The organism is Microcoleus sp. B7-D4 (assembly GCF_036705125.1).
Lineage (GTDB): Bacteria > Cyanobacteriota > Cyanobacteriia > Cyanobacteriales > Microcoleaceae > Microcoleus.
On sequence record NZ_JAUBTT010000024.1, the window covers coordinates 22,713 to 47,357 of the forward strand.

Consider the following 24,645-nt stretch of genomic DNA (forward strand, 5'->3'; position numbering starts at 1 on the left):
AGGGAGCAGTGTATGAAACTGACGGGTTGAGTCCCCTAAAATCGCCGCTTGGTTTGCGATCGACTCTACAGGAATTAACCCTGTACGACTTTTTCCTAGAATCTGAGTGTCAGGGGGACGAAGTTGCTAAAATTTTTCAAGCAAACCCTTTAGTTCCTGGCATCATCATCACTCAGCAAGGAAAGTTTATAGGGATGATTTCGCGGCGGCGTTATTTTGAACACATGAGCCGCCCCTACAGCTTGGAGTTATTTTCTCAACAGCCTTTGTTCATACTCTACCGCTTTACTAAAACGGATATGTTGGTTCTCGATCGCGAAACCTCAATTATGACAGCAGTGCGGCAGTCTTTGGAGCGATCGCCCGAACTAATCCACGAACCAATTGTAGTACAGGTAGAACCGGAAACTTACAAACTTTTAGACGTACACCAACTGCTGCTTTCTCAGTTGCAAATTCACGAGTTATCAACCGTGGCGATGCGAGAGTCGCAAGCGCAATTGAGACATCAAGCCCAACAGCTCGAACTTGCCCTGCTGGAACTTCAGCGCACTCAAACTCAACTAATTCAAACAGAGAAAATGTCTTCTTTGGGGCAGTTAGTAGCAGGAGTAGCTCACGAAATCAACAATCCGATCGGCTTTATCTACAGCAATTTGCACCACGCTAAAGAGTACACGCAAGCTTTAATGCAGATGCTTGACATCTACCGACAGCACTGTCCCGAACCCATCGCAGCAATTGAAGCGGAAGCAGAAAAAATCGAACTCGATTATTTGCTAGAAGACTTGCCAAGAGTCTTAAGTTCTATGCAGCAAGGTGCAGAAAGAGTGCGCGACATCGTTTTGTCGCTGCGGAATTTTTGCAGATTAGACGAAGCTGAAATGAAGCAGGTCAACATTCACGACGGTATCAACAACACGATTATGCTGTTGCAAAGCCAGCTTAAAGCGAAACCGGGGCAGGAGGCGATCGAAATTCACAAAGAATACAGCGAATTGCCGCTGGTGCAGTGCTATCCCGGACAGCTCAATCAGGTATTTATGAATATTTTACTTAATGCAATTTACGCTCTTGTTGAGTCTAATACATACGAAAATGTCGATAAAAACAACCATAAAAAGTCGCAATTAGGCGATCAAAATCAGTCTTGTACAACGACTCAATCATCAGTTTCTAACTCTACCTGCCTGATTCCTACGATTCTGATTCGCACCGAGTTAATTGAGAAAAAAAAGGTAATAATTAAAATTTCTGACAACGGCCCGGGGATGACAGAAGATGTTCGGAAGCGGTTGTTTGACCCTTTCTTTACTACTAAGCCGGTCGGCCAAGGAACGGGTTTGGGGCTGTCGATTAGCTATGAAATTGTTGTCAACCAACACGGCGGCGCATTGAAGTGCTTTTCGGAACCGGGAAAAGGAGCAGAATTTGCGATCGAAATTCCGCTTCAACAGTCTTCTCTAGCACATATTTTGCCTCGCTTTGCGTGATATAGCAGAAGGAAGAAGGCAGAAGGAAGAAGGCAGAAGGCAGAAGGCAGAAGGCAGAAGGAAAAAGGCAGAAGGCAGAAGGCAGAAGGCAGAAGGCAGAAGGAAAAAGGCAGAAGGAAAAAGGCAGAAGGAAAAAGGCAGAAGGAAGAAGGCAGAAGGCAGAAGGCAGAAGGCAGAAGGCAGAAGCAATAAAAGTTAGGGACTCGGCTGTTGAAGCTGCTTCTTGTCAAACTTTCGTTCTTCTCGCTTGAGACTAAAGAATAAAGCCCGTCGGCTACCGCGAACCTTTGCAAACCCACTTCCACAAAGGATGACTCGGCCCCTGTTGGCGAATGCGGCGAACTTGTTGTTCCAAACCCTGTTTTTCCCGCAGGGGCAATCCTCGCACCATATTGCGACTTTGCCAAGTTAGCACTGCTAAAGTCATTCCCAAGCACAAACCCAAACCGAGAGTCGGCCAACGATTAAAAGATAAACCGTAGCGCACCGCCGCCCAAGTGAAGTGTTCTAACCACAAAGCGATTTCGCGGCGCAAACCCCAAATGCTCAAAGAACCGACGCTAATCCACAGCAATATCACAGTTAACCAGCGGCCGTAAACTGTTAGTTTGTGAAGCCTTTGGACTTCAATTTGAAAATTTGCATCGCTTTCATTAGTCATTAGTTATTAGTCATTTCTCATTTGTCATTGGTTATTGATTATTGAGGATTTATTATTAGTCAGTCAACAGTTAACCGTCAACAGTTAACCGTCAACAGTTAACCGTTAACAGTCAATTAAACTTCCTCTGACTGGTTGATTCCTTCTGCGGGGACGGGGATAGACTGGCCCGGACGACTGCGCCACCAAGCTAGCAGCGTACTGGCAATGAAAATACTCGAATACGCACCCGCAATAAAACCGACAATCAAAGCTAAAGCAAAGTATTTGAGGGTTTCGCCGCCAAACAAAAAGATTGAAAACAATGTCAGCAGCGTTGTCATCGTCGTGTTAATTGACCTTCCCAGCGTCTGCATGACAGCATCATCGACAATTTGATTGATTGGCTGTCCCGGATTTAGCTTGATTACTTCGCGCACGCGATCGTAAATTACGACTGTATCGTTAACAGAAAAACCGATAATTGTCAAGAGAGCGACCACAAATAAGCTGTCAACTTCCACTCCTTGAACTAAACCCAAAAACGAGAAAACACCAAGAGTAACCAACACGTCGTGGAATAGAGCAACGAAAGCAAAAAAGGCATAATCCAACTGAAACCGGAATGTTAGATAAACCGTAATTCCGGCAAAAGAAAGAAATAAAGCCAACAATCCCGAAGTAAATAATTGTTTACCGAGGGTAGGCCCAACCGTATCGATTTGAGTAGATTGAGGAGAAAAAGTGCCTATCTTTTCGCTCAAAGCTGTTTGCAAATTAGTCCGCTGTTCGACATCCAAAGTTTTTGTTCGCAGTGACAAACCGCGCTGTTCTTTGCCGATAACTTGAAGGCTGCTGCCACCTAAACCTTGGGTGTCCAGGACTTCACGGACAGCAGCAAGATCGATGGGTTTACAATTTTCCGGTTTCGTGCAGTCGAGCTCAAATTGCAGGCGAGTGCCGCCGACAAAATCTAAACTTGGGCGCAGCGGTGCGCGGATGTCGGGACGACTCCAAGAAATCGCCATCGACACTATACCTGCGAGGATTATAGCGGCGGAAATACTCCACCAGAGCGATCGCTGTTTGATTACACTGAATTTCATAATTTAGCGGGAATTGGGAATTGGGCATTGGGAATTGGGCATTGGGCATTGGGCATGGGGCATTGGGCATTGGGCATTGGTAATTAATTTACAACTAATTTTTAGCGGTTTGTAGCTGACAACTCTTAGCGATTACCAACTACCAATTACCAATTACCAATTACCCATTAGCTATTAGCAGTTTTCGACAAACCGGGACAGAACCACTGAGGTTTCCGCAATGCTGGAAAGCTCAATACTACGAACAGCAGAGTGCGGCTGCAAGTGAGCGCCGTAAACATACTCACTCCCACCCCCAATGCCAGAGTTACAGCAAACCCTTTAACTAAACCAGCGCCCAACCAGAACAAAGCAGCACAAGCAATAACTGTTGTGACGTTACCGTCTAAAATGCTGGAAAAAGCGCGGTAAAAACCCGATTCTACCGATCGATAAAGCGATTTCCCCGCCCGCAACTCTTCCCGCGTGCGTTCAAAAATCAGCACGTTAGCATCCACAGCCATCCCGATGCTGAGCACAAAACCAGCTATTCCCGGCAGCGTCAATGTCACTCCCAAAAGCACGAAAGCTGCCCAAGTTAATAGAGCATAAATTAACAGCGCAATATTGGCAATTACGCCGGGGAGTCGATAGTAGGCAACCATGAAAATCAAGACTAAAACTAAGCCGCCGATACCTGCGTTAATACTGCTTTGAATGCTGTCTTTACCCAAGCTAGCGCCGATGGTGCGGTTTTCGACAATTTCGACCGGCACAGGCAAAGCGCCGCCCCGCAATTGCACTGCTAAATCGTTGGCTTCTTGCGTTGTAAAGTTGCCTTGAATTACGGCACTCCCACCAGTAATTCCTGTTTGGGCAAATTCAACGCCGACGACTGGAGAACTGATCATTCTTTCGTCTAGGAAAATACCGATACTGCGTCCGGTGCCGGCTAAATTTTTAGTGAGTTGGGCAAATAGTTCGCCTCCTTTGGAATCGAAAACAAGAGCAACGTTCCAGTTGTTCCCAGCCGCCAAGGGTTGAGGTTGAGCGTCTTTGAGGTTTTCGCCGCCGAGGCCGCTGCTTTTGAAGAGTTTGGCGATCGCCTCATTGCTTCTTTTCAAAGCAGCCTGATTTTCTTTAATAGCCGCCTCATTCGGGCTAGTTTTCAATTCTGCTTGTTTGACCAGCAATTCCTGCTGCAACTGCCTTTCAATGCCTAATTGTGCTTCTGTTCCAGGCAGTTGTTCCAGAAATTCTAGCTTTGCCGTGCCGCCCAAAACTCGTTCTGCTTGCTGCGGGTCATTTACTCCGGGCAACTGCACGAGAATTTGGTCTTCTCCTACTGTTTGGACTAATGCTTCGGAAACACCCAAACCGTTGACGCGGTTTTCGACAATCCGCCGCACTGCTTCTAACATTCCCTGGTCAATTTTGGGAATTGTGGGGGTAGTTTTTACCTGAATTGTGAGTTGCGACCCTCCTTGCAAGTCTAATCCCAGCCGCGTCGGAATTGTTACTATTACAGTAATGGCGGCGATGATTAAAACAAAAATTAGGGCTAATAGGGAACGTTGTTTTTGCATATTTAATTATTAGTCATTAGTCATTGGTCATTAGTCATTGGTCATTGGTCATTAGTCAGTAGTTAGGTGGAAGAAATAATCAATCTGTGCATCCGTGTTTTAGCATCAATGTCCTGCTGGCAGATATCGTTAGTTTTAGCGAACAACCAAAGAATGATAACTAATGACTAATGGCTAATGACTGATGACTATTTATACTCGCAAAGCTACCATTTTTTGGACGGCCTCGACAATTTGATTGGGCTGGACAATGGTCAGTCTTTCCAAATTCCCGTTGTAAGGTGTGGGAATATCTTGTGAAGACAGGCGCAAAACTGGTGCGTCGAGTTCGTCAAAAAATCGATCGCTGATTGAGGCAATTAGTTCGGCACCAATGCCTCCTGTTTTCATGCACTCCTCTACAATAATTACTTTGTGAGTTTTGCGAAGGGATGCGCCGATGGTCTCCATGTCCAGGGGTTTGAGAGAAATTAGGTCGATTACTTCTGGATCGTAACCTTCTTTTACCAGGGCGGGGACGGCTTGCATGACGTGGTGTCGCATCCTCGAATATGTCACGATTGTGACATCTTTGCCCGATCGCACAATTTCTGCTTTGTCCAGCGGCACTAAATATTCTGTTTCTGGCAAATTTTCTTTGAGGTTGTAAAGAAGAACGTGCTCGAAAAACAGAACGGGGTTATCGTCGCGGATAGCTGATTTTAAGAGTCCTTTGGCGTTGTAGGGAGTCGAACAGGCGACTATTTTCAAACCGGGTACTGCTTGGAAATATGCTTCTAAGCGCTGGGAGTGTTCGGCGCCGAGTTGCCGGCCCACGCCGCCGGGCCCACGAATTACCATTGGCATTTTGAAGTTGCCGCCCGACGTGTAGCGCAGCATTCCGGCGTTGTTGGAAATTTGGTTGAAGGCCAGCAGCAAAAAGCCCATGTTCATGCCTTCGATGACCGGCCGCAGCCCCGTCATTGCTGCGCCTACTGCCAGGCCTGTAAAGCTATTTTCGGCGATCGGGGTGTCGAGCACTCTAAGTTCGCCGTATTTGTTGTAGAGGTCTTTGGTGACTTTGTAGGAACCGCCGTATTGACCTACGTCTTCGCCGAGTACGAATACGGCGGAGTCGCGGGCCATTTCTTCGTCTAACGCCTCGCGGAGGGCGTTGAACAATAAGGTTTCTGCCATAGGAGGTTAAGCAATGATTGCAGGAGGGTCAGACTAGAATATTAACCTTTTGGGGGTGTCGATGAGGATGCGATCGCAAATTCGGCAGTTAAAACCTGAGATTTTGCCAATCTTTATCATAACATTTGTATTATGTCAATGAATATTTAAGAAGTTAAAATAATACTAACTTGCCTGCCCACAGCAGAGGAATATTATGCTCCAGACAAAAACTCAACTAACTCTGGAAGAGTTTTTCGCTCTTCCCGAAGGAGAAGGCGATATTACCTACGAACTTATTGACGAGCAAGCAGTACCGAAGATGTCACCTAAAAAATTTCATTCTCGCCTCACCAGAAGCCTAATAAAAATCCTCGAACAGTGGGGTGAGGAACGGGGAGAAATTGGTGTAGAATGGGCGGTAAAATTAACCCGCCAGCGGCGAGACTGGGTGCCAGTACCCGATCTTTTATATGTTTCTTACCAACGCTTATCTCCTGACTGGAATCAAGATGAAGCCTGTCCAGTAGCCCCCGAATTAGTCATAGAAATTATTTCACCCGAACAAACTTTCGGTCAGTTAGCTGCTAAAGCGAGAGATTATTTAGATGGTAAGGTATTGCGGGTTTGGGTAGTAGATAGCAAGGCTAGAAGCATTACAGTTTTTTACCCCGATGCAGCACCGCAGACTTATCTGGGAGATACCCTATTAACAGATCCACTTTTTGATGGATTAGAATTTACGGCAGAACAGCTATTTCAAATGGCAAAAATACCATAAACTTTTTTGGCGATGAGTGTGTGTTAGTTCACAAGCTATTCCATTGTTCAAGAGTAATTTCCCTTTCTATAATCTCCTCGGCCTCTCGAATCATCATCCGTAGCTGAGGGACAGAATACTCATCATTAGAGGGAATCGTTAAGCGATACTCCTGATAAATCATAAACTGGTGCTTACTTCCAGAAAAAGGGCCCGAAAAGCCTAGCTGTTGTAATTTCTGAATAAACTCTCAACGCTTACAAGGTGTCCAACGGCTCAAGGCTAGGCTGCTGATTTAAATCAATATTGTCAATGACGGGCATTCGATGTCGCAATTTCAACCCTAGCAAAATCCAGTCTTCCAAAGTTGATCGCAACTCATTGTGACACTCTTTTAAAGTTGAACCAAAGGCGATGACTCCCTTGCAAACAGGAATTTTCCCAACCAAGCTATGATCTTCAAGTTTGTCATACATAGCCTCAGCCATTGCTTTGTCAACGTATTCGCTCAGAATGAATTTTACAGTCATTGAGTTTCCTTTTGCTTTGCAAATATTTGGCTATTGGGTATTTACGGTTCCTCCACAGTTACATTTATTATATTTCTTTTTCTTGTTAAATACCTATATTTAAAAAAGTCCCAATTCATACCTGCTCGCTTACCATTTTTTATCATGAATAATTTATTAAGCTGTTGTGCATTTAATTTGTATGTTGAGGGCGGGCAGGATGCCCACCCCACAAGAGGAAAAATTTATTTTACTATGCAATTTAAATGCGGATTAGCTTATGTCAACCTCCGGCATTTATATCTCGGAAAAATGTTTTTGCAATAAATCGTGAATAAATCGATAACGCCGATCGCCAGTTTTTTGCAGCAACAAGCGATCGGTGGCAGCATCGAGAAAACGCTTGTAATCCCAAGGAATGTAGCCGTTCGACCACAGCACCAGGCGCAATATAAAACTTTCAATCCCCGGAATTCCCGGCAAAAAAGCACTAATTACCGCAGCAACAGCACCCCCAATTAATCCCCAAATTGACCCGGAAACGAGGGTGGCAATTAATCCCAAAATCACCCAAATCAGCCCGCCAAGCAGCTTAACTCCAAACTGATACTTGCGCCGTTCATCGGCTGTTTGCAGCCAGCTAGACGGTATGCGATCGAGGTAAAATTCTTGAATTCCTTGCTGTTCCATCCTTCGGGCCAACCATCCCAGCCAGTGGCGAATTTGTTCGGGCCGCAGTTCCTTACCTCTGGGATACTGCTTGACTTCCCCGGTGATTTGGTGGCGAATATAGGCAGTTAACAGATATTTGCGCTGTTCTTCGGCGGAAGTTATGCGCTTCCAAGCTTCAATTAAAATATCGTCGTAAGCCAGAGCCATCATGCTCAAAAGCAAGGGAACTTTTGCCAATTTCAACAACTCCGGCTCGTGCTCAATGCTGTACCAAAGTTCGCGGCTTCGGGCTTCTAGCAGATAATTTTGAATTTTAGTTTCTGTTAAAGGTTTCAATAAAACCGCTGCTTGCAGGCGAAATCGACTTTCGCAGTTTTTGTAAGCATCAAAACTGCTGCAAGCTACTAAATGTTTGGGTTTAAATTCGCTTTCAACAAATTGATTAATTGCTTGAATGCAGATATTTTGGCGGTGGGTTTCTACTTCGTCCAAACCGTCGAGGAGAGGCAGCAATTGTTTTGCGGCAAGCCATTTTTTGCCCACCGCAGGAGAGATGCCGTATTTGAACTGAAGTTGAGCAATTAACCAATCTGCGATCGCCCCAGATTCTGCTTTCCACGATCCGAGTTCAAACAGCACTGGTACTGGCAAACTAGCATCTTTTTGGGCGCGGGAAATTAACACGCGAGCTAATTCTAGCAGCGTCGTAGTTTTGCCTGCACCCGTCGCTCCCAAAATTACCAATTTGCCACCGGTGCGATCGAACACTTTGGCAATGCTTGCTGTGGGAGGAAGCCGAAAACTCGGACGGTTGCCCGCTTTCACTTCCACATCCCAACAGCGGTTAACACCAACAGGAGGCGAGTCTTGGCTGAGGTTAGCGAGCACAGCAGCGTGCAAAGACTGCGCGAGGCCTGCTTGGACTTCCTGCTTCACCTCCTCCAACAATCGATCGCGAGGCTGTTGCAATCTCAGAGGAATCAATTTTGACATTTTATGTACCTCGCGCTGAACGCTGACCTTCGCAAATTTGCGCGCAATTGACATCCACTCCGCGCTCTCTGCGACGGAGATTCCTAAGACTCACGACTTAGGTTTCTGTTTCATAGCACCAGCCTTAACAGATTTACTCTGTTCGGGTCTTACAGTCGCTCCACAGACATTCACCGCAAGCCCTGCGGCAAGAATATTTTTAGCAGCATTTACATCTCTATCGTGATGTGTACCGCACTTAGGGCAATCCCACTCTCTGATATTTAAAGTCAGCTTGTCAACGATATGTCCACAATGTCCACACCGCTTCGAGCTAGGAAACCATCGGTCAATTTTGACAAAAGTACGACCGTACCAGTTGCACTTATATTCAAGTTGCCTGACGATTTCCCCCCAACTAGCATCACTAATCGAGAGAGCGAGTTTTCTATTTTTTACCAGATTCTTCACAGATAGATCCTCGACTGCAATCACTTGGTTTTCACGAACCAGTCGAGTTGTCAACTTGTGAAGAAAATCATTGCGAGCCTCGCTAATTTTTGCATGAACTTTAGCGACTTTCAACCTTGCTTTGTGGCGGTTTTTAGAGCCTTTTTTCTTTCGGCTAAGCGCTTTTTGAGCTTTACGTAACTTACGGCGCTTTGCTTTGAAAGTTTTAGGGTTAACAATCTTCTCGCCATTACTCAAAGCGATCAGGCTAGTAATACCCAAATCCAAACCAATTTGATTAGGAGACGCCGGTAATGCAGCTATCTCAACATCTACCAGTAAAGAAACAGTCCACCGTCCAGACGGTGAGAGCTTCACCGTAATTGTTGATGGTTCTGCGCTTTCTGGGAGTTGACGACTCCATCGGATATCCAAGGGTTGAGTACATTTAGCTAAAAATACTTTGCCATCTTTCCACCTAAAAGCGGCTTTAGTGAATTCAGCATTACCGCCGTGATGCTTTTTCTTGAAGTTCGGGTATTTTGCCCTTCCTGCAAAGAAATTAATAAAGGCAGTTTGTAAATGTCTCAATCCTTGCTGTAATGGCACACTGCTAACTTCATTGAGAAACTGCAAGTCTTCCTGCTTTTTCCAACTGGTTAGCATTGTTGAGGTTTCCGAGTAGCCGACTCGCTCTTGACGTTCATACCATGCTTCTGTCCTTGCGGCTAAAGCACGGTTGTAAACTAATCGAGTACATCCCATCGTTCTTCTCAGCAAAGTTTCTTGCTCAGGAGTTGGATAGAATCGGTACTTAAATGCTTTTTGTGTCATACTTACATTGTATCAGATATTCTGTAAGGTCTTCAAATTAATGTAAAGCCGTCCTAGAAGGGCGGGGTTTTAAACCCAAATTTTCGATAACCCAGAGCAAGATTACCATCAGTATAGGCGTCCAGTATATATTGACTCAAATTATTGCGACAATTATGGATATGAAATTTTATCTAAAAATCCTGACCCTGTGGCCCGCACTAGGTATTTCCACTATAAATTAACTGGCGATCGCCTCAACTCCTAAACAAAAATTATTAGTATAGATACAGAGAGGGTTTTTTATGTCATTTACGAAGGGTCAAATCATCACAGTAAGCTTAGCAGGAGTTGCAACAGCGGTGGGAGTAGCTGTTGCAACTATACAGTCGGGTGCGATGAAACAATCCCATCTTCCCCTCGTTGAATCGCCGACATCCACCAGAAACCAGATTGCAGGGCCGAGGAACAACCCTGAATCTCGGCAACCAGAACCTCTGCAAGCACAAACCCAAGCGGCAGAATCTCCGAAATCCCAACCCCAACCGGCAAAAACACCAGCACTTCAATCCTCGCTAGTTGCAGGAGTCTCTGGGCCAAAAGTTGAGCCAGTAGTTGTCACACCGCCCAATTCTGGTTGCAAAATCAGTATGGCTGTAGTCAGCGATCCCAATCCACCGCTAAATGTGCGATCGATCCCCCAAGTAAGGGGCAGCAACATAGTAGGAAAACTTAAAAATAATACCTTTGTTTCAGTCGCCGAAGAACAAAACGGTTGGCTGCGAATTACCGATCCGCCCGGTTGGATTGCCAAAAACCGCACCGAAAGCAGTTGTTCTAACGTCAACCAGCAGATTAATTTTCTACCGGGAGGAGATGAGGCAATTGTTAAAGGTCGAATCATCGGCGGCGGCACCCACTCTTACCGGATTCGCGCCCGAAAAGGTCAAACAATGACTGTTAGGAATCGGAAAGATGTTTTCCCGCAAATTCTAACTCCTCGTGGCAAACTTTTAGCCGGAGATCCTTATCAAGGCAATGAAACAGAGTGGACTGGAAAAGTGCCAGTAACTGGCAATTACACATTACAACTAGACTCAAATTTCCGGGGGTACGAATACGAATTTTTAGTACAAGTGCGTTGACATACTCATCGCCCTTTCATGTGCGGTGGTTAGTGAGCGTAGTCGAACTATGATTCTTGACGCTTTTTTGGGGTCTGCTACCTTCGGTAGTCTTACGTCCCCTCTGCGTCGTCAGTCAAGCGAGTCGTGGCAATGCCCTATCCCGACTTTGTTTGTATTTTGGGCGGCGTTGATTGACTGTAAAACGAGTTATTCTGGTATAATACAGGGGATACAATTATGCCTGCGGTAACTCCTTAGCTAGTAGAAAACAGGAATGTCAACAAAAGTAGAGGAAAATCTAGCGATCAATACTGGAATCCATAAACGTCTCGGTCAGTTAATAGAGGCGTTGGTGGAGGATGAGCGCGTTGGTAGTTCTAGGGAACTAGGAAGGATTACAGGAGTTGCATTCAACACGCTGGTGAACTGGAACGAGGGCAAAGCCGATCCCAGATTGCAAAAGTTAGTTCAGTTTGCCTATGCTATCGGTTGGTCTATGACAGAGTTGATGCAATATGCGGAAGGGGATGAAGATCCCTATGAAGCGATCGCTCGTAAAAAAAGAGCAGGACAGCAGAAGTATCGGAAATCGTCTTAACCAGAGAAAAATATCCATTTATTCAATATTTCAATGCCACGCTAACTGCCGAACAAATTCCGAAGCGCGACTTATTTTTACAGCGTATTAAATACGTTATTGAAGGGTTTTGGCAAGCGGTCTCGACTTTCCTGGTGCGATCGCCTGCTAACACAATTCTTTCTGACGGCGGGATTTGTGCGATGTAGAGCTTCATTAGACCTCTTGCAAAAGTCCTTTTCATAAATTTATTGGACGGGCTCTGGGGTCCATCCCACAAGAGTTATTTTTTCTTGTGGGATGGGCCCCAGAGCCCGTCCTAGTTATTTTTGCAAGAGGTCTATTAACCGATGAACGATCGAACCCTTGTATCTTGTAGTGCCTCGTAGACGCTACTCCAGTAATTAAGGAATCTCGGAAAGTGATATATCCAGAATCGCAAACTTCTGCCAATCTTCCGAATCAAAGTGCCACCATTCAGTTGTGATACTCATAAATCCGTGTTTTTTCATCGCATCCTTAAGCACTTGACGATTTTTCCGAGATTCCGCGCTGCCCCCTTGATAATCTCCGTGAGCTTTTTCGGTAAAATCATCGTAAGGTGTAGGCATTTCTAATTCTTTGCCAGTGCGATCGACTAAAGTCAAATCAATAGCAGCACCGCGATTGTGCCGCGAACCCCTAGCAGGATTAGCAACATAGCGCGGATCTGGCCAAGCTTGCCACATTTGCTTAGTCACAGAGAAAGGCCTGTAGCAATCGTAAACTTTCAAACCCAATCCGATTTTTTCCAAATCTGTTTGAACCAGCGCTAACTGTTGAGCAACAGAACTTCTCAAGGCGCATTTCGATATAGGGTAAAGTTTTCGTTTCAAGAAATTGTTAGTAGTGGCGTATCGGATATCGAGCCGAATGTTGGGATTTACGCTGCGGATGTCAACCAGTCGTGCTCCACTGGGAAGTTGACTCATGAAAATGCTTTCAGGTACTACTGGGTTTGGTTCTGGTTGGGTAATTTGCACTTGTGGCGGCTCCTGGGCGCGGACAAATGTTGTATGATGCAGTGTGGTTGTAGATAGTAATATTAGAGCGAATACAATTAAATATTTGGTAAATCTGTTTGATTTCATAGCTGTGTTAAGTGGATATTTAATAGAGTTTTTACATTTCCTATCTTGGGGAATTTTCGCGCTTTTCGTGTTGTCTGTCATCCCGCCAGACCGACAGGGGTTGAAACCCCTGTCTCATAGCTAAAGTCCTCTGAAGAGGACTGAAATATTTCTCTAAAACTTTTATTTTATGAGTCTTTCAGTCGGTTTTAACCGACTTTAGCTATGAGACGGGGGTTTTAACCCCCGGCGGACTGTGGGACAAGCGCGAGAATGATAAATCACTTCTCGAAGTAATTTTTAATTGTTAATTCTCATCAAATTCCCAAGCGCTGATACACTAAGTCTAAGTGCCTCAATTGATACTGCGGATCGAAACAATCATCAATTTCTTTGGTAGTCATCTTAGCTGTTACCCGATCGTCCTTAGCAATTAAATTGTAGAAATTGCCGCCCGGTTTGTTCCAGGCTTCGTGAGCACAAGATTGCACAATTTTGTAGGCGTCTTCGCGACTTGTGCCTTTTTCTACTAAAGCTAACATCACGCGCTGGCTGAAGATGACTCCGCCGTAAAGGTTCATGTTTTGTTTCATGTTTTCGGGATAGACTAGCAGGTGTTTTACTAAGTCTGTGGTTTCTACTAACATGAAGTGAGTTACTGTAGAACTGTCGGGCAAAATCATCCGTTCTACGGAACTGTGAGAGATGTCTCTTTCGTGCCAAAGTGCAACGTTTTCTAAGGCTGCGACAGCGTTGGCGCGGACAATTCTCGCCATTCCTGTCAGTCTTTCCGATCGAATCGGGTTGCGTTTGTGGGGCATGGCGGATGAGCCTTTTTGCCCTTTGGAAAAGAATTCTTCGACTTCGAGAACGTCGGTGCGTTGCAGGTTGCGGATTTCTACTGCAAAACGCTCGATCGATGCTGCTAAGAGTGCTAAGGTTTGGACGTATTCGGCGTGGCGATCGCGCGAAATGACTTGAGTCGATGCGGTATCCGGTTCGAGGCCGAGGTTTTGACAGGCGATCGCTTCAATTCGCGGGTCAATATTAGCATAGGTTCCGACTGCGCCGGAGATTTTGCCGACTGCAATGGACGATCGCAAATTCACCAATCTTTCTCGGCTGCGAAACACTTCTGCCAGCCATCCTGCTAGTTTAAAGCCAAAGGTGATCGGTTCGGCGTGAATTCCGTGCGATCGGCCAACCATGACGGTATTGCGATGCTGTTGAGCCTGATAGCGAATAGCTTGACTCAATTCTTCGACACGTTCTAACAAAATATTGACGCTGGCGACTAATTGCAGCGCCAAAGCGGTATCGAGCACATCGGAACTGGTTAAGCCGAGGTGAATGTAGCGGCCGGCATCGCCTACATATTCGTTGACATTTGTCAAGAAGGCGATCATGTCGTGGCGGACTTCGGCTTCAATTTCGAGGACTCGTTTGGGATCAAAATTAGCCTTAGCTTTGATTTCTTCGACTGCCGCGGCGGGGATGTAGCCGAGTTCGGCTTGAGCTTCGCAGACAGCGATTTCTACTTGCAGCCAGGTTTTCAGTTTGGCGGTTTCAGTCCAGATGTTGCCCATTTCGGGCAAAGTGTAGCGCTCTATCACGGTGGGAGTTGGGGAATGCGATCGTCCTATTGTACCTCTGCGAGGGGATACAAGAGTCATAGGACTTACACATGGGCCCAGAAACCGGGTTTTTTACGAAAATACTTTGTTTCAGCCCGCAGATTTGGTAAAAACCCGGTTTCTTAAATCAACTCGGTTTTTGTCGTTTGGGCGATCGGCTATAATATCCTAAACCTCATTAGCGGGCATCACTCATGCCTAAAAAAATCAGAGAATTGAAAAGCCTATTACTAAAAGCCGGCTTTACTTACAGACAGGGAAAAGGCAGTCACACTGTATGGGAACACCCATTATTACCTGAAAAAATTACACTATCAGGTAATGATGGTGATGATGCACCCAATTATCACGAAAAAAGAGTAATTTCTGATTTACAGAAGCTCAAGGAGATAGAAGAATGAATAGCCATTACAGTATCATTATCCAGTGGTCAGAAGAAGATCAACTTTTTGTTGTCAGTTTACCTGAGTTTACCGATGTCATGCAGCCTTGCACTCACGGACACACTTACGAAGAAGCGGCCAAACACGGACAAGAATTGTTAGAAACATTGATTGAACTCTATCAAGAAGATGGCAAACCTCTACCAGAACCTCAGACCTTGGGGAAACGATTACAGATAGCGTAAAATGAAACAATTGAGGTGCTTAGGCAAATCGAAGCAGAGGAGAAAGTATGAGTTGGATCGGTGAGAATATTCGTCGCTTGTTGCGATAAGTTTTGGGGAGAAATCGCCAGCCAAATCAAGACGTGCGTATCCAGCAAAATATTCATGCTTCACCCAACCAAAACGCATCAGGAAGTGGCTCGTTAAAATCCTCACTCATCCAGCCCATCCCTTGATGCAGGCCCAAAACCCGTTGTTGCCCAGGAGGAGGTTCAGCTTCAACTGAAGTGTTTTCGGGGTTCGATCGCATCTGTCGTTCCAGCAGAAACTCTGCAAAAGTTAACAGAAGCTGCTGATTTTCCGGGAGTAAGTGTTGTAACTTGCCTAGCAAATCTTCCAAAAGTTCGATCGTTTGAGAAGTCATCTTCCCTCAATGTTAGCGATAGTCTCATTATACGTTATTCTTTGGCGATCGATGCTCATCTTGAAACAAAAGCACCATTGATTTCAACACTTGCTACTGGCGGAAAACCAGCTTGCAATAAACCTGTTTCTAGTTTTTTACTGCGTTCTATCTGATGTTGCCCACTTGGGGCAGGGTGTAGGGATCGATCGCGCTTGGAGTCAGAGAGTGCGCTCGTCTTATTGTACATCTGCGAAGCATCCGTCTTCAGTCGGGAGGGGGAATTTCGGGCGATCGAACTTTCCCCTTTGGGGAATTTGAATATTTCGTTTGTTTCGGATATTGCGTTTATGGCAAGGTAAGTGTTATCGTGAAGGAAACAACCAAGTATATGCCGGCTAAATACTTACATACCCCTTCCAGCAATGGCTGCACAGGTTTTCCGCGATCGCGGCCTGTGTCTGCTGACCAATAAAACGGGGTCTGGTATAATCAGCGGTTTAAACCGCTGATTATACCAACTTATACCACCATATTGACTCTGTGCTTCCAAAACAATCACATCAAAAAAGATATTAATTATGTTGAACCAAAAAGCATCGCTTGAGTCAGTTTTGATTCCCGAACAAAAACAAGAAGAAATAGCAAAATTAGATCGGATTCTCAGCCACGAATTTGCACAACCAAAATTAGTCGGAAGTAACGGAGAAGAGATAGTAATTCCTGAATCAGTCTACAGCATTTTGCGTCAGGTCGTGCGTGTAATGGCATCAGGTCAAGCTATCTCTCTAGTACCTCACAATCACGAACTGACAACACAAGAAGCTGCTGATATTCTGAATGTATCCCGACCATTTCTGGTCAAGTTACTAGACCAGGGAGAAATTCATTGTATCAAAGTAGGAAAGCATAGACGTATTCGTTTGGAGGATTTAACTTTATATAAAGAACATCGAGACAACAAACGTCGCAAACACTTGGATCGGCTAATCGAGATGACCGAAGAAGCTGGTTTGTACGAGGCATAGAAATAATTCCAACATTAATATGTCTAAGCTTAGTGTTGTCCTCGATGCTTGTGTCCTGTTTCCTATGTATCTGCGCGATACTCTGCTTTCCACCGCCGAGGCTGGTCTGTATTTACCCTATTGGTCGCAGAAAATCCTTGATGAAGCAATGAGCAACCTTGTCCGCCAAGGGATATTATGCCAGGAGAAAGCAATCAATCTTGAAGCGGAAATCAATGCAGCCTTTCCCGAAGCAATAATTGAAGTACCTGTCGGCTTAGAGCAAATCATGAAAAATGACCCTAAAGACCGTCATGTTCTTGCTGCTGCTGTAACAGCCAAGGCTGATGTCATTGTTACCAGCAATCTAGCGGATTTCAAAGAAAAGGATTTAGCTCCTTGGAACATCAAATCGCTGTCACCTGATGAGTTTATGAGCGAGCTATTTGACGAATACCCGGACTTAATAGTGAGATTATTACGGCAACAGTCGGAAAGGTACAAAAAACCTCCGAAGACTGTTGCTGAATTACTTGAATTTTTGGAAAAAAAAGCAGGTATGCCCAAATTTGCTAGTGATATTTTGTTATATGAATATAGTCTAGATATTGTGCAAACTGCGGAAACAGTCTTAAGGAACTACGGCAGACAAATACCCGAAGGCGGTAAATTTCTTGAGGGAGAGCGGTATCGTATTTGGCAGCAAGAAGAAACGCTTACAATTACTGCGAAAGATGGTAGAGGTGAAATTCTACGATTTCAGAATCAGGAAATTGAGGGGAATATCTCATCAGAGGATGTCAAAGCATTAAAAATATTTGCTCAAAGCTTGGATTGAGAATTAACAATAAATAGGGTTGAGGAGCAACAAGCTGACTAAAATAACCGATTTGCAGAAGCTAAAGGAGCTACCAGATGAATAGCCCTTACAGTCTCATCATCCAGTGGTCAGAAGAAGATCGACTTTTTGTTGTCAGTGGGCCTGAGTTTACCGATGTCATGCAGCCTTGCACTCACGGACAAGAATTGTTAGAAACATTGATTGAACTCTATCAAGAAGATGGCAAACCTCTACCAGAACCTCAGACATTGGGAAAACGATTACAGATAGCGTAGAGTTGTTATACAATTTCTGCTACCATTCACCATAAACACCAACTAAAAACCCTATGACTTCTCAAGCCTCCAACCCAAATGTTCAAGACCTGCAAAGACAGGTAATTTCCCTGTTACAAGAAGTTAGCACTCTGATGGGTCGCGCTAGCAAAGAACTTAAGTCTGAGGATAGCTCAGAAAACAAGTACCAGATATATCAACAGGAAATTGAAAAGGAGATTGGTACAGTCACACACCTAAAACTCAGAATGGCCATTGCCGCACCGATGAATGCTGGCAAATCCAAAATTATTAATGCCATTATTGGTCAAGAACTCCTGCCAAGTTCTGCTACAGCGATGACCACACTGCCAACAGAGATTGTATTGAAGGAAAATGCAGCAGAGCCGATTCTAAAATTGAGTCCTAGAATCTGTGAAGCATTTAAGAAAGCATTGGATGCTATCAGGCTGGAAATTGAGCAGAAAGGGATGGAAGAAGTTCTTAAGCAGACTGGTGAATATCCGCATTTAGCAAGTTTACTCCAAGAAATCCACGCTGATACAGATTTTGGAATTTCAGAACAAATCTCTGGCAGTAAGAATATCAACAAGATCCTGACAGAGTTGAATCATATTATCCGTCTTTGCAACATTCTGGCAGTATCCCAAGATCAAGATCCTCTCCAGTTGCTCAATGACAATGACATTCCATCTATCGAAACTCCTTTTTTCAGAACAGAGCAAAATCAAAAACTAGAGAAGCTAGGTAATCTTGTAATCGTTGATACGCCTGGGCCAAGTGAAGCCGGAGTCAGCGAAAAGCTAGAAATTGTAGTTTCCAAGCAACTTAAGCGTAGCCAACTTGTGCTACTTGTCCTGAATTTCACTGAATTGAGGGCTGAAGCAGCCGAAAAGATTAAAGCAGAAGTTCACAAAGTTATTAGAACAAGCAGTCAAAAAAATTTATATGTTTTAGTTAATAAAATCGATGAGCGTCGTCGAGGTGACATAGATACCGAAATGGTAAAACAATTTGTTGCTAATAACCTCCAACTTGCCAACACAGACCGCGTATTTGAAGTTTCTGCTAGGCAAGCATTCTGCGCTAAGGATTTTCTCCGTCAATCATCTCTCAGTAGTCAAGATATTAAAGATCCTGAAGCTGCCGAAGCATTAGCTAGAGAAGTCTGGCCTGTTGATTGGGAGGATGAACTCAAGGATGCAACTGTAGAGGAATTACAAAAGAAAGCGGTAAGACTTTGGAAAGCATCAAAGTTTGCATCTTTTCTGGAAGAAGCAATTAATGTAATTTTGCGACAAGTTGCCCCCCGCTGCATGGAGTTTGCATTGAATCGTTGTCTTATTCATCTAAATGATTTATGTAATAATGCAAAAAATGACCTGACTTACATTAACAGTAATGCGGAAAAGCTCGAGCAAGCAATTAAGGATCTTAACAAAGAGCTTTCTAGTCTAGCTGCTTGCCGTCCGAATCTAGATGAAGAGGTTGCCCAAACAAAAAAGCAAATAAAGGAAACGGTAAACGCCAACCTAGAAAACCTCAAAAAAGACGTAAAAAACGAACTTGACACACTATTGAAAAAGTATGTTTTAGATTCTGCTATAAAAGTATTTTCCAATTTGTGGGACGACATATCCAATAGGTTTAATAGAGATAAGGATGAATTTGAATTTGATAGTAAGCAAGATGCCAAGCTATTCGCTGAGCAAATAGCAGCTTCGGCGAAGCAAATTATTGAACGTCAATTGGATGTCGCTTGTAAACAGACGGATACACAGACTCAAGGCAGGATTCAAAAATTATCCGAGTCACTAGATAATGAAACTAAGCCTATTATTGAACGCGCTCAAGATCGGTTAAAAAGAGATTTTGATGTTATTTTTAAGCCAGATATACTCAAGCTAGTTGATATTCACATAGAAGTGAATACCCCTGATCTTGAATTCAGAGGGTATGGATTATCTGATTTACTCACAGCATTGTTAGAAGGAGCATTTGGTGGTTTGTTGGTGCAGTTTGGTGCTCGTTTAGTGGCAATGGTAGCTAACCATCCAATACTGAGCGCAATTTATGGTGGAGTTAGCACCTTTTTTGGTTGGTTCGGTGTGAACTTAGACAAACATGTATATAAAGAAAGATATACAGTTAACATAATCCTTTTCAAGGGTGAAATAGTTAAATTCTTTGACAATAAAGTCGAAGAAATTCAAGAACAATCTAACCGATTGATTGAGCAATCATTGGATAAACAAATTAAAAGGTACTTTGATGATCTAGACTCTCTTCTAGGTGATTATAGGAAGGATTTGGAGCAATCACTAAAAGCTCAAGCTTTACCTTTAGAAACACTGAAAGAATTAAAGCAAGCGCTTGAATCATTTTCAGTTGGTAATGATAAATTACAGGTGGATAAGTTGAAAGATCAGGCTAATGAACTTCTGAGTAAGACAAAATCATTAATAGCAAGCTGAGATGCGCTTACGTTTTTTACTAATTTAAGATTTCTGGAATAGGAACTTATTAACTAAGCTAGGCTTGTTCAAAGCAATATCAGTCAAATAGGGAATAAGTGCAAAACCGATACACTCTGCTAATCGCGGCGGCACGGCATTTCCAATTTGCCACATGGCCTTTTTCATAGAACCTTCAAAAATAAATGAATCCGGGAAACTTTGCAATCTAGCCATTTCGCGAGCTGAAATAACGCGGTTGAGATAAGGATGAATATGAGTGCCACCGTGATTTTCTTTAACAGTCATACTCGGTTTGCCCGGATACTGTCGCTTGAAAGCATCGGCGTAGCTTTCATACAAAGAACCGCCTGGTGGAACTTTAGCAAGTCTTTCCATGTACTCAACAGAATGACGAGTCCATTCGTGGTTGATTTCTGGGATGGGAGTATACTCTGGTAAATCATCAATTGCTGACTCAATCGCTTTGTATTGTTCGGGCAACAATTGCGGCTTCGGATAGGGATTTGGCATCCCGAATCTATTGGCAATAAAAATAGCTCGCGGGCGGATTTGCGGGACTCCATAGGTTGCGGATTCCAGAACAGCAACGGACATATGGGGATAGCCAATTTCCTGAAAAGCATCGCAAATGGCTTGCTTAACAGCTCCTTTTTGTATAGTCAATATTCCGGGTACGTTTTCCATGACAACATACCAAGGACGTATTTCAGAGACAACGCGGACAAACTCTCTAAATAAGCGATTTCGAGGGTCGTTGGGGTCGCGTTTTCCTGCAACTGAGAAGCCTTGACACGGCGGCCCACCTACAACAACATGAACTTCTGGCGAACCAATTTCAGCGATCCACTTTTGGGGATTTAAGTTTTTTATATCGTCGCACAAGTGATGGCAATCGGGAAAGTTTTTTGTATGAGTAGCCGAGGCGATCGCATTAATTTCAACACTTGCTACTGGTCGAAAACCTGCTTGCAATAAACCTTGCGTCATGCCGCCAGCACCGCAAAAAAGATCGAAAAATGTATAGTCTGATTTTGGCAGTGACTGAGATTCAACATGAATGAATATTTTGTAGGGGTCGCAGTCATTTGCTTCTAGTTCGCGTTGGATGCGTTCGTAACGCCCTAATTTTGCTTTCTTCTGCTTTTTGGCAGGAATTGGTTCTGACTCATTTGAGAATAAAGACAGTTGTATTGCTTCCATTTTATATTTGTTTACTGCGTTCTATCTGATGTTGCCCACTTGGGGCAGGTGTAGGGCTCGATCGCACTCTGCGACTCCAAGCGCGATCGTCTCACATATTGCACCATTCTCGCTTAACAGGCTTTCCGACCTGTTCCACAAAGAGTGAATTTTATTGTGGGGTGAACCCCAGAACCCGCCCATAACAGGCTTATTGAGAATGCGACAAGATGTGAGTTGCAACTGAGATGTTGCACCATTCTCGCTTAACAGGCTTTTCGGCCTGTTCCACAAGAGATGAATTTTATTGTGGAACAGGCCGAAAAGCCTGTTCCTAAAAAGCTTATTGAGAATGGTGCAATATGTCAGTTGTCAGGCAGTATTCTCCTAAAAACCAGGTTTCTGAGTACCCGCGCGTCGATTTTCAGCTTTTAGAGAGATGTAAAAACTCGCCCGATCGCTACACTATGATTAACTAGGAACTCAGCAATTTTGGAGAAGAGGTGAATTGAAATTCGTTTCCGACCCGCAAATAACAGTCAAAATCCGCAAAATGAACGAGCGGGTGCGGTGGCAAGAACAATCGATCGTCCATCGGGGAATCGACCAAACTCGGATGGTTTTAGAATCTCAAACCACCGACTCTCCAGAGTTTTCGTTTTTAGTCGTAGGCGACAGCGGCACGGGCAATCACCGCGGCTACAATCCCCAGCGGCAGATTGCCGAACAGATGGTCACCGAGCGCGAAACCTGCCGTTTCGTCCTCCACACCGGCGATGTAGTTTATCTCGTCGGTTCCAGCGAATATTACTTGCAAAACTTTATTCGCCCCTACCGAGAATTTATAGTCGGCGGCGAGCATCCGTCTCGGATTGCCTACGATCGCATGGTGTTTAACTTTCCGTTTTTGCCCGTACCGGGAAACCACGACTATTACGACTTGCCCATAGTCTACGGCATTCTGTCGGCCACAGCTTTGCCGCTGCGCCGGCTGTTGGGTTCCAAGTTGGATCTCGATGTCGGCTGGCACGGTTCCGATCGCGGAAATACCTACGCCAAAGCCTTTCTCGACTACCTCAAAGCTCACAAAATGCCGGGAGAACTCGATCGCCACCTAGACGCCCACTACACCGCCAGCACCAGCACAGGCCGCTGCATCCGCTACCAACCCGGACGCTTTACCCGCTTACCCAACCGCTACTACACCTTCCGCAGCGGCGGCATCGACTTCTTCGCCCTCGACTCCAACACCTTCAACGAACCCTTACCGATCCCGAAAACCAAACAGGGCGACATTCGCCGCCAGAATTTGGAACTCGATCGCCAGAAGTTGGAACAAGAAAAATTGGCAATGCTCGAAATGTGCGATCGGCTCAAGCCGGAGATTCCCGAGGAAGACGAACAGCTAGACGACTTGACCGCCAAATTAGAGCAAGTTGACGAAATGTTGATGGATATTGACAAACAACTGTCCCCCGACAAAACAGCCGCCACCGACGTTGAACAGCTCGAATGGCTGAAAAAAAGGCTGATTAACTCTTGGGGCGATTCCGAGGTGCGGGGGCGGGTAATTTACCTGCACCATCCCCCCTACGTGACCGAGGCAACAAAGTGGAATCAAGCTCAAACTTTGGCGGTTCGGTTGCGATTGCGCGAGGTACTCGACGGGGTGGCCGATGCAGTTGGGGATGTGGCGCAGGGGCGTCCGCTAGTAGATTTGGTGCTGACTGGCCACGCTCACTGTTTGGAATACCTGCGGACTGGGAATACCGGACACGGCGACTCTGGGATTAATTGGATTGTCTGCGGGGGAAGCGGCCACAGTCTCCGCCGCCAGCGTCCGGAAGGGCCGATGTTGCAGGAAGCATTGAGTCCTGAAGCTTATCGGTTGGCGCGGCAGTCTGGTTCCGAAACAGCCAGCCGGCGGGTAGCGGAATCTTTGCTATTTGTCGGCCGCAGCGGCCAAGGTTCCTACAAACGCCGTCCTTATTCGTGTTTGCGGATTGATGTTCTCAATGGGTGTCCCCCCAAGTTCCGCATCCGACCTATGGTTGTCGAACGATTTGAGGGGAAATGGCAGGATATCTCGATCGAACCTTTTGTGATTTAGCATCAGTCATTCAATTTGATTGCGGGGAGTAGGGTTGGGCACGCGAGCCCGCCCAAACAGGCTTTCCAGCCTGTTCCACAAAAATTCAATTTGATTGTGGGTTGGGCACGCGAGCCCGCCCAAACAGGCAAGATACCTGTTCCACAAAACCAACCTCACTTAATTCAGGAGAAAAATTCCATGATTGCTAACTTAACCGCCACCGGCTGGGAAATTATTTACCACCGCGCCCATGCTTTGCTCGCCGCCCAACTTGGCGGACAGTGGAAGCGCTCGAAATCTCCGCTTCGCTTGTACGAAACCATAGCCGCGATTTCGCATCACGATGATTTGGAGAAAGAGTGGGAAGAAAATATTTTAACTGAAGCGGGCGCGCCCTTTGATTTTACGTTGCAGACGGAAACTTCTCTGCCGAAAATTAAAGCTATGGCGCAGAATTCCCTATATCGCGGTAGGTGGGTAGCCATGCTGATTTCTATGCACATGAGCTATCTCAATGAAGGAAAGCGGGGAGAGTCGAAGGAACTCGACGAATTTTTGGACGAACAACTGGAAAATCAAAAAAAATGGCAAAAAGAGTTGAATATTTCTCAGGAAGATGCTAAGGCAGCTTATGCTTTTTTCCAGTGGTGCGATCGGCTATCATTAATTCTTTGCTGCCGCGAGTTACCGGCCGGAGAACGAGCTTTAGAAATTGCTGTCGGCCCGGACGGCAAGCGCTACGATATTGTACAGCACAGCAACGAACTTGTGACGGTAACTCCTTGGCCTTTTGAAGACGATAAGTTTACTGTGAACGTCGAAGCGTGCCTTTTGGATAAAGTCAAGTTTGACAGCAACAAGGAAATCAAGGAAGCGTTGCACAAAGCTCGGCGCGAAGTCTTAGAGTGGACTTTTGTCAAGTCTTAACTAAACCTTTGAAAAATAGGTGAGGGTTGTTGTCGAAGTTTAGCGGGCATGGCATTTGTGTTAACTTAATCTTAAAACCATGTCTCATATTATGTTGGGTCGATTACCCCTAATACGGTAGGGGCGGGTTCACGAAAAATATTTGCCAATAATTGACAATCTCAAAAACCCGCCCTGTTAATCGCGGTCACTCGATCGGACATGATATCAATCAGCGTTATAGTTGAGTCTTGCTCCCCCTTAACTCCCCTTAAT

Annotated in this window: 24 protein-coding genes; 13 read left to right on the top strand and 11 right to left on the bottom strand. The window is 45.0% G+C overall.

What is annotated here, in order from left to right; all coding sequences use genetic code 11:
* Positions 1-8: 8 nt before the first annotated feature.
* Both QUB12_RS12015 and QUB12_RS12020 read left to right on the top strand, forming a co-directional pair.
* Complete coding sequence (locus QUB12_RS12015) at positions 9-1,493, top strand: ATP-binding protein (RefSeq protein ID WP_333306891.1); 1,485 nt, start codon at positions 9-11, stop codon at positions 1,491-1,493.
* Positions 1,486-1,692: a hypothetical protein gene (locus QUB12_RS12020; protein ID WP_333306893.1), complete on the top strand. Its 207-nt coding sequence runs from the start codon at positions 1,486-1,488 to the stop codon at positions 1,690-1,692. The genes QUB12_RS12015 and QUB12_RS12020 overlap by 8 nt, the downstream gene beginning before the upstream one ends.
* Before the next feature lie 75 nt (positions 1,693-1,767).
* Here QUB12_RS12020 and QUB12_RS12025 read toward each other — a convergent pair whose 3' ends face one another.
* The 4 genes from QUB12_RS12025 to QUB12_RS12040 form a co-directional block, all read right to left on the bottom strand.
* Complete coding sequence (locus QUB12_RS12025) at positions 1,768-2,154, bottom strand: hypothetical protein (RefSeq protein ID WP_333306895.1); 387 nt, start codon at positions 2,152-2,154, stop codon at positions 1,768-1,770.
* A 116-nt stretch (positions 2,155-2,270) separates the two neighbouring features.
* Entirely contained in the window at positions 2,271-3,239 is a 969-nt protein-coding gene (gene secF / locus QUB12_RS12030) for a protein translocase subunit SecF (RefSeq protein WP_333306897.1), read from the bottom strand.
* 167 nt (positions 3,240-3,406) lie between these two features.
* Complete coding sequence (gene secD / locus QUB12_RS12035) at positions 3,407-4,804, bottom strand: protein translocase subunit SecD (RefSeq protein WP_333141745.1); 1,398 nt, start codon at positions 4,802-4,804, stop codon at positions 3,407-3,409.
* Positions 4,805-4,996: 192 nt separating this feature from the next.
* Positions 4,997-5,980, bottom strand: coding sequence for an alpha-ketoacid dehydrogenase subunit beta (locus QUB12_RS12040; protein ID WP_333141747.1), 984 nt, complete (start codon positions 5,978-5,980; stop codon positions 4,997-4,999).
* Positions 5,981-6,176: 196 nt separating this feature from the next.
* On the opposite strand from QUB12_RS12040, the gene QUB12_RS12045 reads away from it, so the two are divergent.
* Positions 6,177-6,740, top strand: coding sequence for a Uma2 family endonuclease (locus tag QUB12_RS12045; protein ID WP_333306900.1), 564 nt, complete (start codon positions 6,177-6,179; stop codon positions 6,738-6,740).
* A gap of 236 nt (positions 6,741-6,976) precedes the next feature.
* On the opposite strand, the gene QUB12_RS12050 is transcribed toward QUB12_RS12045, so the two are convergent.
* The 3 genes from QUB12_RS12050 to QUB12_RS12060 form a co-directional block, all read right to left on the bottom strand.
* Positions 6,977-7,249 (bottom strand): type II toxin-antitoxin system HicB family antitoxin, encoded by a 273-nt coding sequence (locus QUB12_RS12050; RefSeq protein WP_333306902.1) that lies wholly within the window; start codon positions 7,247-7,249, stop codon positions 6,977-6,979.
* 276 nt (positions 7,250-7,525) lie between these two features.
* Positions 7,526-8,893, bottom strand: coding sequence for an NACHT domain-containing protein (locus tag QUB12_RS12055; protein ID WP_333306904.1), 1,368 nt, complete (start codon positions 8,891-8,893; stop codon positions 7,526-7,528).
* Positions 8,894-8,983: 90 nt separating this feature from the next.
* Positions 8,984-10,156 (bottom strand): RNA-guided endonuclease TnpB family protein, encoded by a 1,173-nt coding sequence (locus QUB12_RS12060; RefSeq protein WP_333141755.1) that lies wholly within the window; start codon positions 10,154-10,156, stop codon positions 8,984-8,986.
* Between the two features lie 284 nt (positions 10,157-10,440).
* Here QUB12_RS12060 and QUB12_RS12065 point away from each other — a divergent pair, with 284 nt between their 5' ends.
* Complete coding sequence (locus QUB12_RS12065) at positions 10,441-11,280, top strand: SH3 domain-containing protein (RefSeq protein ID WP_333306906.1); 840 nt, start codon at positions 10,441-10,443, stop codon at positions 11,278-11,280.
* Positions 11,281-11,536: 256 nt separating this feature from the next.
* Positions 11,537-11,860 carry a transcriptional regulator gene (locus QUB12_RS12070; protein ID WP_333141759.1) on the top strand — a complete coding sequence of 108 codons (324 nt, stop codon included), beginning with the start codon at positions 11,537-11,539 and terminating at the stop codon, positions 11,858-11,860.
* A gap of 383 nt (positions 11,861-12,243) precedes the next feature.
* Here the strand turns inward: QUB12_RS12070 and QUB12_RS12075 are convergent, their stop codons facing one another.
* Positions 12,244-12,969, bottom strand: coding sequence for a M15 family metallopeptidase (locus tag QUB12_RS12075; protein WP_333306909.1), 726 nt, complete (start codon positions 12,967-12,969; stop codon positions 12,244-12,246).
* Between the two features lie 296 nt (positions 12,970-13,265).
* A complete protein-coding gene (purB, locus tag QUB12_RS12080; protein WP_333141872.1) occupies positions 13,266-14,561 on the bottom strand; it encodes an adenylosuccinate lyase in 1,296 nt (431 codons plus the stop codon).
* 215 nt (positions 14,562-14,776) lie between these two features.
* On the opposite strand from purB, the gene QUB12_RS12085 reads away from it, so the two are divergent.
* Together QUB12_RS12085 and QUB12_RS12090 are read left to right on the top strand one after the other, a co-directional pair.
* Positions 14,777-14,983 carry a type II toxin-antitoxin system HicA family toxin gene (locus QUB12_RS12085; protein WP_106148795.1) on the top strand — a complete coding sequence of 69 codons (207 nt, stop codon included), beginning with the start codon at positions 14,777-14,779 and terminating at the stop codon, positions 14,981-14,983.
* Positions 14,980-15,210 (top strand): type II toxin-antitoxin system HicB family antitoxin, encoded by a 231-nt coding sequence (locus QUB12_RS12090; protein ID WP_293354324.1) that lies wholly within the window; start codon positions 14,980-14,982, stop codon positions 15,208-15,210. The genes QUB12_RS12085 and QUB12_RS12090 overlap by 4 nt, the downstream gene beginning before the upstream one ends.
* A 142-nt stretch (positions 15,211-15,352) precedes the next feature.
* On the opposite strand, the gene QUB12_RS12095 is transcribed toward QUB12_RS12090, so the two are convergent.
* Complete coding sequence (locus QUB12_RS12095; RefSeq protein ID WP_333141764.1) at positions 15,353-15,613, bottom strand: DUF2281 domain-containing protein; 261 nt, start codon at positions 15,611-15,613, stop codon at positions 15,353-15,355.
* 560 nt (positions 15,614-16,173) lie between these two features.
* On the opposite strand from QUB12_RS12095, the gene QUB12_RS12100 reads away from it, so the two are divergent.
* The 4 genes from QUB12_RS12100 (at position 16,174) to QUB12_RS12115 (ending at position 20,189) form a co-directional block, all read left to right on the top strand.
* Positions 16,174-16,620, top strand: coding sequence for a helix-turn-helix domain-containing protein (locus QUB12_RS12100; RefSeq protein ID WP_333306911.1), 447 nt, complete (start codon positions 16,174-16,176; stop codon positions 16,618-16,620).
* Positions 16,621-16,639: 19 nt separating this feature from the next.
* On the top strand, positions 16,640-17,437 hold the full coding sequence (locus QUB12_RS12105; RefSeq protein ID WP_333306914.1) for a PIN domain-containing protein: 798 nt from the start codon (positions 16,640-16,642) through the stop codon (positions 17,435-17,437).
* A gap of 77 nt (positions 17,438-17,514) precedes the next feature.
* A complete protein-coding gene (locus QUB12_RS12110; RefSeq protein ID WP_333306917.1) occupies positions 17,515-17,715 on the top strand; it encodes a type II toxin-antitoxin system HicB family antitoxin in 201 nt (66 codons plus the stop codon).
* A gap of 53 nt (positions 17,716-17,768) precedes the next feature.
* Positions 17,769-20,189: a dynamin family protein gene (locus tag QUB12_RS12115; RefSeq protein ID WP_333306919.1), complete on the top strand. Its 2,421-nt coding sequence runs from the start codon at positions 17,769-17,771 to the stop codon at positions 20,187-20,189.
* A 24-nt stretch (positions 20,190-20,213) separates the two neighbouring features.
* Here the strand turns inward: QUB12_RS12115 and QUB12_RS12120 are convergent, their stop codons facing one another.
* Positions 20,214-21,392: a DNA cytosine methyltransferase gene (locus tag QUB12_RS12120; RefSeq protein WP_333306921.1), complete on the bottom strand. Its 1,179-nt coding sequence runs from the start codon at positions 21,390-21,392 to the stop codon at positions 20,214-20,216.
* Between the two features lie 487 nt (positions 21,393-21,879).
* On the opposite strand from QUB12_RS12120, the gene QUB12_RS12125 reads away from it, so the two are divergent.
* Together QUB12_RS12125 and QUB12_RS12130 are read left to right on the top strand one after the other, a co-directional pair.
* Positions 21,880-23,481: a metallophosphoesterase gene (locus QUB12_RS12125; RefSeq protein WP_333306923.1), complete on the top strand. Its 1,602-nt coding sequence runs from the start codon at positions 21,880-21,882 to the stop codon at positions 23,479-23,481.
* Positions 23,482-23,661: 180 nt separating this feature from the next.
* Positions 23,662-24,390 (top strand): DUF3891 family protein, encoded by a 729-nt coding sequence (locus tag QUB12_RS12130; RefSeq protein WP_333306925.1) that lies wholly within the window; start codon positions 23,662-23,664, stop codon positions 24,388-24,390.
* Positions 24,391-24,645 lie beyond the last annotated feature (255 nt).